Source organism: Oscillospiraceae bacterium (assembly GCA_034925865.1).
Lineage (GTDB): Bacteria > Bacillota > Clostridia > Oscillospirales > SIG627 > SIG704.
In genome coordinates this window covers 17847-28703 of the sequence record JAYFRN010000047.1, presented here as the reverse complement: position 1 = coordinate 28703, position 10857 = coordinate 17847, and the positions used below count along the sequence as shown (strand labels likewise).

General features: G+C 36.4%; 8 protein-coding genes and 1 pseudogene. 4 read left to right on the top strand and 5 right to left on the bottom strand.

Going from position 1 to position 10857, the window contains the following annotated elements:
* Nucleotides 1-172: 172 nt before the first annotated feature.
* Complete coding sequence (locus VB118_12940; GenBank protein MEA4833508.1) at nt 173-1219, top strand: histidine phosphatase family protein; 1047 nt, start codon at nt 173-175, stop codon at nt 1217-1219.
* A gap of 54 nt (nt 1220-1273) precedes the next feature.
* On the opposite strand, the pseudogene VB118_12935 reads toward VB118_12940, so the two are convergent.
* A pseudogene (locus VB118_12935) lies at nt 1274-1375 on the bottom strand (site-specific recombinase).
* Between the two features lie 421 nt (nt 1376-1796).
* Here VB118_12935 and VB118_12930 point away from each other — a divergent pair.
* The 3 genes from VB118_12930 (at nt 1797) to VB118_12920 (ending at nt 5254) form a co-directional block, all read left to right on the top strand.
* Entirely contained in the window at nt 1797-2672 is an 876-nt protein-coding gene (locus VB118_12930) for an AraC family transcriptional regulator (GenBank protein ID MEA4833507.1), read from the top strand.
* 475 nt (nt 2673-3147) lie between these two features.
* Complete coding sequence (locus tag VB118_12925) at nt 3148-3966, top strand: transglutaminase-like domain-containing protein (protein MEA4833506.1); 819 nt, start codon at nt 3148-3150, stop codon at nt 3964-3966.
* A gap of 463 nt (nt 3967-4429) precedes the next feature.
* Nucleotides 4430-5254, top strand: a complete 825-nt coding sequence (locus tag VB118_12920) for a VanW family protein (protein MEA4833505.1) — start codon at nt 4430-4432, stop codon at nt 5252-5254.
* 157 nt (nt 5255-5411) lie between these two features.
* On the opposite strand, the gene VB118_12915 is transcribed toward VB118_12920, so the two are convergent.
* From VB118_12915 to VB118_12900, 4 genes are all read right to left on the bottom strand, one after another.
* A complete protein-coding gene (locus VB118_12915; protein ID MEA4833504.1) occupies nt 5412-5651 on the bottom strand; it encodes an AbrB/MazE/SpoVT family DNA-binding domain-containing protein in 240 nt (79 codons plus the stop codon).
* Between the two features lie 393 nt (nt 5652-6044).
* Nucleotides 6045-7133, bottom strand: coding sequence for a winged helix-turn-helix domain-containing protein (locus tag VB118_12910; GenBank protein ID MEA4833503.1), 1089 nt, complete (start codon nt 7131-7133; stop codon nt 6045-6047).
* Between the two features lie 136 nt (nt 7134-7269).
* Nucleotides 7270-7482 (bottom strand): hypothetical protein, encoded by a 213-nt coding sequence (locus VB118_12905; GenBank protein MEA4833502.1) that lies wholly within the window; start codon nt 7480-7482, stop codon nt 7270-7272.
* 293 nt (nt 7483-7775) lie between these two features.
* The gene (locus VB118_12900; GenBank protein ID MEA4833501.1) at nt 7776-10601 is read right to left on the bottom strand and encodes an S-layer homology domain-containing protein; all 2826 of its coding nucleotides are present in this window, start codon (nt 10599-10601) and stop codon (nt 7776-7778) included.
* Between the last annotated feature and the right edge of the window lie 256 nt (nt 10602-10857).

Below are 10857 nucleotides of genomic sequence, written 5' to 3'. Positions count from 1 at the left end.
TTTCATCTTCCACCTTAAGTATATTCACAAAGTAAAAGTCAACAACTCATGGCTTACTTCCGAAATTTCCGGCAAAACCATTAAATTGCTGACTTCTCTTGATTTACATATTACTTAATTTGTTGAAAGTTAGGGTTTAATTTGTAGAATGATAAACAGGAGTGAAAAATTAATGGTATATACAGTAAAGATTGAGCAGACCTTTGAATACCCGAAAAGAATGAAATATATCGCGCAATTCAACTCTTTTATTGAAAAAAATTGCTCTAGCCTCTCATACGATAGAAAAGTGTATCAGCCTTATGGATGGATTGTAGAATCCGGAACTCCTCCGTGCAATCATCTTGATGTTATCGTGATGACCGATAAGAAATACAGGCTCGGAGATGAAGACCGAATAAAAGTCATAGGTGTTTTCCGCCGGAATGACGGTGACCACAAACTTGTCGGAGTTCTTGAGAATAGAAATATAAATGATTTTTGTGAGTTGACCGAAATTGAAAAAGAAGATATGCGCCGATTATATCCGCGCGAGGATGCGGGAGAGGGTTGGTTTGGTCGGGGAGTTGCCGAGAAAATCATCAACTCTTTCTTTGAAAAAAAGAAGCGTAAAACAATAATTACTGTTCAACACACTGAGTCACAGCACCATATTAACGGAATGATCGGCGCTTGGGGCGACTGGGAACTGACCGAATCAGGAAAAAAACAGGCATATGAAATAGGGAAATACTTATCAGAAGAAGGCTGTGGTTTAGAGTATTGTATGTATGTTTCGAGCTTAAAAAGAGCGCTTCAAACTGCGGAAGAAATCAACAAAACACTTCATATATCGCCGATTGTCAGCGATGTTATTCGCGAGGTAAATGCAGGTGCGGGAAACGGGCAGTCGCGCGAATGGTATAACAAGAACAAAAAAACACAAAGCGATTTATATGATCCGGATTACAAGCCGTTTGAAGATGCTGAATCCGACCGCGAACTTTGGTCACGCGTTTATCCTTTTTATCAAAGCATTATTTCAAGTGATGAGGAAAAAATCCTAATTGTTTCACATGGTACAGCTTTGAGCTTTTTACAGTCGATGTTAATAGGGGATGACTTCGGTGGTATAGCGAAAAGACGTTTTATCGGACGCGGCGGAACAGTTATGAAATTTATTATTGAAAAAAACGAAAAAACGACTTTCGGAGGAATCTTTAGCCAAATCAATATATAATGTATGAACATAGCTACCAACTTCCAATTTGTCCGCGGCATCCGCAGATGCTGTGTAGACGTTGACTTTTTCAATCAGCCGCCGGACAAGCGACTCGTCGTATTCGGTCAAAGCGGTGGACTGCTCCCGAAGAAAGGTACCCATGTCGGCGATGCGTTATAAATTTCATTATGCTCTTCAATAACCGTGTTCTGGATCTTGGGTTAGTGCAGGCTGTTGTTTTATTGTGAAACTATGCTGTCAATGAATCTTAACCTAGAGATTATTGCAGAATATATGCGATTGGCGGATAAGGTAACGTTTATTCCAAATACAAGTCGGCAAACAACTGCATGGGTAACAAAGGCGGGAATGGAGTGTTCTTTTCTTATTTCAAAAGAATACAATGGTATTGTGAAAATGTTCCACTATGTCATTTTGGGCTTGACGAGAGAATAAAATTTATGTTTGGGGATTTTCGCGTGTGCGTGGAAACAAGGCGAATTATTAAAAGTGTAAACATGATTTTTTAGTGCATCAAATGCAAGGTGTTAAACCATTTTATATGATAATATTAATTTCGAAGGGAGGGAAATCGATGGAGTGGCTTGACAGGATGAACAATGCTATAGACTATATTGAGTTAAATCTGGCAGAAGAAATTTCGTATGATAAATTGGCACAGATTGCTTGTTGCTCGACGTATCATTTTCAAAGGATGTTTTCATTTATTACCGGTGTGCCGTTATCCGAATATATCAGACGCAGGCGGTTAACGTTAGCAGCCTTTGAGTTGCAGACAAGCAATATCAAAGTGATTGATGTCGCAATAAAATACGGATATGAGTCGCCGGAAGCATTTAGTCGTGCATTTAAAAACCTGCATGGCATAATGCCAATGTCAGCGCGCGATATTGGCGTTTCACTGAAAGCTTTTCCAAAAATGACCTTCTCTATATCAATTAAAGGAGTATCTGAGATGAATTATCGTATTGAGCAAAAAGAGGCGTTTGAGGTGTTTGGACTTGAGTTAAAAACAACCGTTGTGAATGGTCAATGTTACAAAGATATCCCTGAATTTTGGGCGGCATGCGCACGGGACGGACGATGCCAAACTCTTGCACAGGCAGCTGGTAAAAAATCGGGCGAAATACTTGATACCGGTGTAACATACGCACATAATCCAAACGGAGATATGTCTTATATGCTTGGGTGTATTAAGCGGGATAAAGAAATTTGTCATGAGTATACTGTTTTAACCATTCCAGAGCAGACATGGGCTATATTTCAAACCGAATGGAAGAGCGAAAGTGATGATGAGAAACTGCATGAAGTTTGGAGAAGAATCTATTCCGAGTGGTTTCCTGTCGTGAGTTATGAGCATGCCGATTGTGATTTTGATATGGAAATGTATTTTGGCAATGCTCAAACAGGATACGGTGTTGAGATATGGATTCCGGTTATACAGAAATAGCCAAAAGGTAATAATTGTAAAAATGTAATCTACGCAAGAAATTATGAAAACAAAGTGAACAAAGGCGCCCTACGTTTAAATTCGCGTAGAGCGCCTTTGCCGTGTAGACTGTGACTTTTTCAATCAGCCGCCGGACAAGCGGTTCGTCGTATATGATCAGGGCGGTAGGTTGTTCCCGCAGGAAAGTGCCCATGTCGGTAATCCGATATAAATCTCATTCTATTCCGAAATTACCGTCTGTGTTGGCTTATGTCTACGAAGGTGGTCGTTCTTTGTAAAACTATGAATACAGCTTGTTTCAAATGGGAAATAATGATATAATTGATAAATAGTGGTAATTGTCATAGTTTAGAGTGTGACCAGCTTGGATGTCAGGGATTCGTGAGTGGTCGATTTAGATGTTTTTTGAATTAAGCGGGATTGTGTGGTCAGGTTGGATGTGTAAACTAGAAAATAATATTGGAGGTTTTTCGAAATGGATAAGAGAATGGTGGGAAAATGGCCTACTCAAGTGTTTGTTCCTAATACCGAAATGTCACGTATTGATATACTTAGGAAATATGCTGTATACAACAATAGCAATTCTTTAAATCCCTATTTAATTGAATATAGGCTTTTTGAACCTGCTCCGAAAATACTTCTAAAATATGATTATATCAACTACATAAATGGTTATTCTTCTACTAATGATAACTTAGCTTTTTCCTTATTTGATTTTGTATGCGAAAACTTTCACCACGACGGTTCGAGCGGACTACCGCTGGGACATCGGGTAAAAGATATCATAACTTTTTGTGAAAACCACAACGGAAAAATTAATTGCAGAGGACTTGCCATTCTTTTAGCATCCTTGTTGCGCATGAACGGAATAAAAGCGTCACATATAACTTGTATGCCATATGAAAATCCATTTGATGATTGTCATGTGGTAACTGACTGTTTTCTTCCTTCCGGTAAAAGAATAATGTTTGATCCTACATATAGGTTATATTTGAGGGACACTGATGGTGAATATATCTCGCTACAAAAACTTCGTAAAATGTTGATTAACAACGAAATGTATTATCCTAATTCTGAAGCATCTTATAATGGAGGTGGCTTCGATCTGGATTATCAACGAAATTATATGATTAAAAATACATTTCGTTTTTCTCGTGGTATTCTCTGTGCTGATGGTTATGATGATCGCAGTAAACGTCGTATTGAGCTAATACCAAGTGAATATCCATCGAAAAAATTTAAAGAACAGAATAAAAAAGGATTTGTGTTCAATGAATCAGAGTTTTGGGGTTGATGTATAGTTATGGAGTGCTTTGTTTCGTCTTACCTTTGTTCACTGAATTCCACTATCACACCGGACTTGAATTCCACGGTAAATTTATCAGCGGCATCCGCAGATGCCGTGTAGACTGTGACTTTTTCAATCAGCCGCTGGCAAGCGGTTCGTTATATTTGATCAGAGCGGTAGGTTGTTCCCGCAGAAAAGCGCCAATGTCGGCAATCCGATATAAATCTCATTCTATTTCGAAATTACCGTCTGTGTTGGCTCTTATGTTCTGCATGGATGGTTGTTTTATTGTGAAACTATAAATACAGCTTGCGTTTAATAAAAAAAATGATATAATTGGTAAAGAGTGGTCAAGTGAGATGTAATGGGTTCGTGAGTGGCTGATTTGGATGTTTCTTGAAAAATCCGAAGTTGGCAGAGCAGGTTGATTTTGAATTTCGAATTATTTATAGTGTGTGAGGTAGTAGATATGGAAACAAATAGAAATGTCGAAAAACCTATAAAACGTTCTGCTGTAAGGCTGAAAGCGGGGAGTTTTTACTACGGAATATTACGGAAAATTCTGTGGCTTAAGATGAACCATGTTTTTGCATCACAGACATCATCTGAACAATTACCGTTCTGTTGCTTTTCACATAGAACTCCGCTATTGCGAAAATTGAAAGATGTTGATATGTGGATGCAATATAATAAAATTATTAATTTAAAAATTGCAGCAAAGGTAATTGACGGCATCATCATTCGTCCTAACGAGGTGTTTAGTTATTGGAAATTGATAGGGAAGCCGACAAAGCGAAAAGGTTATGTTGATGGGATGGTACTTCATAATGGCACATTTTCCGCTGGGACAGGCGGAGGATTATGCCAAATGTCCAATTTGATTTTTTGGATGACAATTCATACACCCCTGACAGTCATAGAGAGGCATCGACACGGATATGACGTTTTTCCCGACTCTAACAGAACACAACCTTTTGGCAGTGGTGCTACCTGTTTTTACCCATATGGCGATTTAATGATACGAAATGATACCGAAGATAATTATCAATTAAGTGTTTGTGTTGGAACCGATTATCTTGAAGGGGCTTGGCGATCGACAGCCAAGTGCAAATACAGATATGAAATAGTTGAAAAAAATCACGAAATAAAAGGAGAGTATTGGGGCGGATATAGCAGACACAACGAATTGTATAAGATGACAATTGATATGGATGGTTATTTTATTAAAGAAGAACTTATTGTGAAAAACTCTGCAATTATGATGTACTCTCCATTATTAACAGAAAATTCATAAAATGAGCATAATGGGAAGCCGAAAAGCGAGAGGGCTTTTACTGCCGTGTGAGTACAAACAGAGCTGAACAACATAAAGTCTTACCGCCCAAGTTTCGGCACTTATTTGATTAACAGCAGCTATTCAAACGGTTACACTAATGAATGCTCATAACCGTTTAGACAGATTTTATTTTATTTATGCACTTGTGGCATAACAATGAACCATCTATATTTTCAAGATCTTTTTCTGAACCGCAAAGACGGCATTTGCTACGAGGCTTTTTAATTATAATCTGATTGTCTTGAAAAACGAGTTCAAGCTCATTTCCGGATTCAATCTCCATGTTTTTTCTTATGTCTATGGGAATAACAATTCTTCCGAGATCGTCTATTCTTCTTATGATTGGAGCAGCCATTATTATAACTCCTTAAATATAAATTAAATTACTGTACATGGAATATTCTATTTATCACATACATAGTATATATTATATTATACATGTTTCGACAAAACAATACTGTAACTTCACCTATTTGCGGCGAAATTAAAAGAATTAAGGCACTTCACGACATCATTCATCATAAAATAATGGAATTTCTGCATGAAGCATATCCTGAAAATGCGGATGTTAAAATCATTTTCTTCAGCGTGTCGATCTTGACAGACGTTATTTCAGGCGTTTTCCATTCTTTCTATTATTTACCCGGCAATTATTAAAACGGAATTTAAATTAGCTTTGTTGAGAAAAGCCCATATACCAAAGCCTTTTTAAATGTCGAGTTAATAAATAATGCCCGTTGAAAGATATTTAACTCTCCTTAACTTTTTTTGTAATTGCATCATAATAATCATCATCTTTCGACAATGTTTTTATAAAATCTTTGAATTTCGGCAATATATATTTAAAATAGCTTTCATTTATTGAAAAATAGATTTCACGATTAGTCTGATTTGATATTTTTATAACATATTCATTAAATAAAATATCTATATGTCTTCTCATAGCGGTATTTGAAACATTTAGAATTCTCGAAAGTTGGCTTGAAGTTAATGCACCATGCTTGTTTAATTGAATAACCACATTATATCTGATTGAATTTCCTAACGCATTTATAAAAGTCTCAAGGGTTATATTATTATAAATAAAAAAGCAATCAATAGCCTTTTTTAGAGAAATACCTGTAATAAATCCCAAATTTTTGTTGTTTTTATTTGTTTTGGATAAGCATACATATTTATGTATAAGACAGAATGAAAAGTCAGAGCTTTTTAAAGCTGATATTTCTATATTTAAAAATCTACCCAGATTATTAATGCATTCATCTGTTTGAAATATAGCAAATTCCTCTTCTATTTTCTTTTTGAATTGCTGATGCAAATCACAAATAACAGGTTTTATCTTATAAAAGTAATCTATAATATCATCTATAAAAGAATCAAAGTCATTCAACATATTTAAAACATTCATTATTATTTCATCAGTATACGAAAGCTTCTTCAAGACTTCATCGTACAGCATCTTTTTTGACATGTTGAGAATATTATTCTTCATTTCCTGTGGCAGATCACGCAGGAGCAAATTAACAGTGAATTTTTTAAATTCGTCTTTCTTTTCAATTAAAGAAATAAAATACTCAAACGTATATTGGTCATAATACCCATTACATCTGAAATAATCTGATAATACGCTCGGAAATTCACCGTCATAATAGAAAAAAGGATAAAGATGCTTTGGAGGAAATATCTGTTTTTCTTCTATTATATTATAATATTCAAATATGTCATCGGAATCATCGCAATATTTTGAAAGCACTGATTTAACCGTATCTTTATTAAAGTAAATCACGCCCAAAAAAATACAATCATAAATAATGCCTGTAATATTATTATACTCCATCTGTATATTCTCCTTTTTATATTCATGATAAATTATATTTTTCATTTGTATAACAGTATGTCTGACAGTCTCAATGTGGCACGAGCTCGCCAGTTTAATGTCTAAATTATATTATTATTTTAATCCTAAATGTCCCTTAAATCAACATATTACGAAAAATAATCGGGTTAGCAGGCGTGTTTTTTGCGTTTTGTATGTTAATAGCAGGAATTATTGGCATCGCCGCCAGAAATAGCAAAAGTGGTACAATATCGAATAACGTATTTTCCTGTTCCCCCAAAGCGCCATAAAGCGTTTTTTCTTTTATCTGATGAGGAAAGTATATATTGAGAAGAGGAATCAATTCCAAGTGTCCAGCTTTCAAAACTGAATCATGGAAAAGACACCTCTTCTATAATTAGAATATCCGATTTATTAACGCTTGTCAAGCGTTATGATAAAAGATTCTAACCAATTCCTTGATATGCGCTTGCCGAAACAGTATACTACGATAGCTTTGTTGGCAGATCAGTTACCGCTGTAGGTTATAGAAAAGCTCATATACCAGAGCTTTTTCTCTCTCTGAGCGGTAATTATTTATTTTCCGAGATAATAATTTAATCCTTCGCTATTGCTGTAAAAACTACTTTTCTTTCCTTGGTGTCACGAAGGCTGATATGTAGTTGCTATGATTTCCATAGCCAGTGTTATTGTTGTTATTGTGGTTCCCAATCCTTTTGCTATTGTTACTGTAAAGGTAAAAGTACCGTTTGTTCCATCAGTGTCTATGGCAGTTCCTTCTACAGCCGCAGTAAATTCTTCTGTTACTACCGTTGCTGTTGTTCCATATAATTCTTCACCCATAGCATCAACCTGAGCCTGAGCTTCTATTAAAGCTGCTTCTGTTGTTTCTGCTTCTGCTTGTGTAGCAGTATAAGTTTTACCTTGAATTCGATACCGAGCAGCTGAGATTTCAGCGTTGTCAAAGTACGGATTATATGGAATTGCTTTAATTACCATTGTCAGCGTTGCTGTTGTTACAAAATTACCGAATCCTTTTGAAATTTGTACTGTAAAGGTAAAAGTTCCGTTTGTTCCATCGGCGTCTGCAACAGTTCCAGCTATAGCTGCTGTAAGTGTTCCACAAACTAAGTGTACTTTTGCTCCATGTAAGCTTTCGCCCAAAGCATTAACCTGTTTCGAAGCCACTGCAGATGCCGTTAATACGCCTAATGAGTCATTGCTTATAACAAAATGATTAGATATATAAGTTGCACTTTCAATTGCGAGCTTTGCTGCTGCGATATCTGCGTTATCCTGGGTATTATCATAAGTAGTTGCTTCTACTTGTGTATATGCTTCTTGACCGCTGTATCTTGCCCTGATAATATAAGTGGTATTAGAATTAACTTTGCACTCATGAATTAAAACAACATTATAAAGACCGGGTGTTTCTGTCTCAGTAGCATTGGTATACGCCATAACAACTTTGTTATTGTTAACGTTATAAAGCGCCGCTTCAACTTGCCTGCCCGGTTCTGCATTAATACTGATTCTAAATCCGTACAAATCTTTTTTGTATCCTGCGATTTCAATATTTTCAGGCGCAGGCAAGTCAATGATGCTAACTTCTTCGTCATTGTCTCTCAATGCGATTGCATAAAGCTCGTCTTTGTATATAACAAAGGAAGCCTTTGTATCCAATGTGATGAATGAGCCGCCATCTTTGATTGTAGTAGAAAAGTTTAATTTTCCATTTGTATCAAATGTTATACCATTAGAAAGAAGGGCGGTTGAATCGGTCGGAAGAGTTACAAGTTTATTGATGGTCTCGCCGTTTTCACCGAGCTGGTCAAGAGCGATTATCCATGACAATTTACCTGATGTCTGGTCAGCTTTTACAACTGTACCGTCGACATAAGAAACCTTTTCAACGAAAATGTACTTATTGTCGAGTTTATAATATACAAAAAAATCGCCTTTAACTGCACCGCAGTCGTTTCTAATATCTGCATCAAGGGCTCTCGCTGTAGTATTGAGAGTCTTAAGGTTTGCTTTTGTATTTATTTCGTTTATTTCGTTTGCCGAAAGTGTTACGATCTTTGTATTTACCTTGGAGCTTATCGTGACTTCATCTCCGAGGAGACCGATGTACTTATATGCAACGTTTACATAATCAAATTCACCATCGGCAAAAATATCAAGAACTGTCGTATAATGTTCGGCACCAGCTTTGATAGCGGTGAAAACTGATGTCTTGTTTGCTTTTACAGCCGTATAATCAAATATAGTGTTTGAACGGGCTTTTACATCGTAAAGATTTACATCAGCAATTTTCTTTCTTTCGCTTTTTCCGTCATCTGTCTTAACAGTGAGCCAATTTCCTTTTAGTGCGTCGGTACCAGTAGTGATTTCCTCAGCAGCGAGTTCGACATTCTTATACTCTTTTGCGAAGAGAATTTCGTTAAGAGGACCAACATAATAGCTTATTGCTTTTCCGGTTATATCTGCCTTAGTAATTTTGGTTAGGGTGAGCTTTGCTCCGAGATAATCACCCTCGTCACCCTTGAGGCCGAGCTCTTCAAAGGTAAAATATTTGTAATTTATGGTACGCACATTATTTGTGTCCAGTTCAACACAGTAGAGATTCTTTCTAATATTGTTATCCTTAAGTTCTGCTGTTGCTAAGGAAGATTCAAGAGCTCTTCCATCAATCGCCATAACCAGATAGCTGGATGTTTCAACGGAAGTGTTTGCTTTTTTCCATATATCATCTGCAAGTACTTTGTTTACTTGAACAGGAACCATCGTGCTATCATCTATATATGCAGTATACGTTTCCTTCATCGGTGCTTTGAAAGCGAAAGCAAGCAGGTTGACAATATCTTTTCGAGTGGCAGGATAACTTACAATCGCAGTGTCTGATTTATAGTTAGGAATAAGCTGATCTAGAGTCTTGTCGAATCTGACAAGAAGATTGCGGAGGGTGTGGTTATATCCGAAGGGATAATCAAGGTTAACATAGCCAAGGGAAGCGACGATCATCTTAATTGCTTCATCAAAAGATACATTGGCATTCGGATCAAAGGTATTCTCATCTCTGCCATTAATGATGCCATTTTGAACACAATAATTGATATAATTTACATACCATTCGTTTTCCGTAAGATCAGTAAATGTGGTTTTATTTGAACCACCCTGTTTGTTCTTATCAACAAGACTGGTGACAAGTCTGAAGATGAATGCTGTCATTTCGGCACGGGTTACGTTTCTTTCAAGACCGATATTGAGAACAGAGTTTCCTTTCGCATCGGATTCTTCATAGCCTTTGAGTATGCCAAGTTCGTAGAGAAGTACAACATTTTTATAAAGTTCTTTGTTGTCTTCTGTCTTCTCGAAATCATTGAAATACGCTTCCGCTCCTGCCGCGATCGTTCCGAGCATGAAAAGAACGGCAAGAAAAGCGGCAATGAATTTAGTGTGCGTCATTGTTCCTCCTGGTTAATAAAAATGTTGATTTCCTAAGGATATTATTTCCTACTTCATAAGAATACAATAAAACTCCTATATATTCAAGGTTTTATGATATATTTAACAATTTAGAAATAATTATCTTAATAATCATCTATTGTATCACGATCAGACAAACGCTTTTATGAGCATTTCCTCAATTATTATAGCATCTATATGGATAATATAAACTTTAGTATATACAATATTTACAGAAAAACGGCACTGCCACATT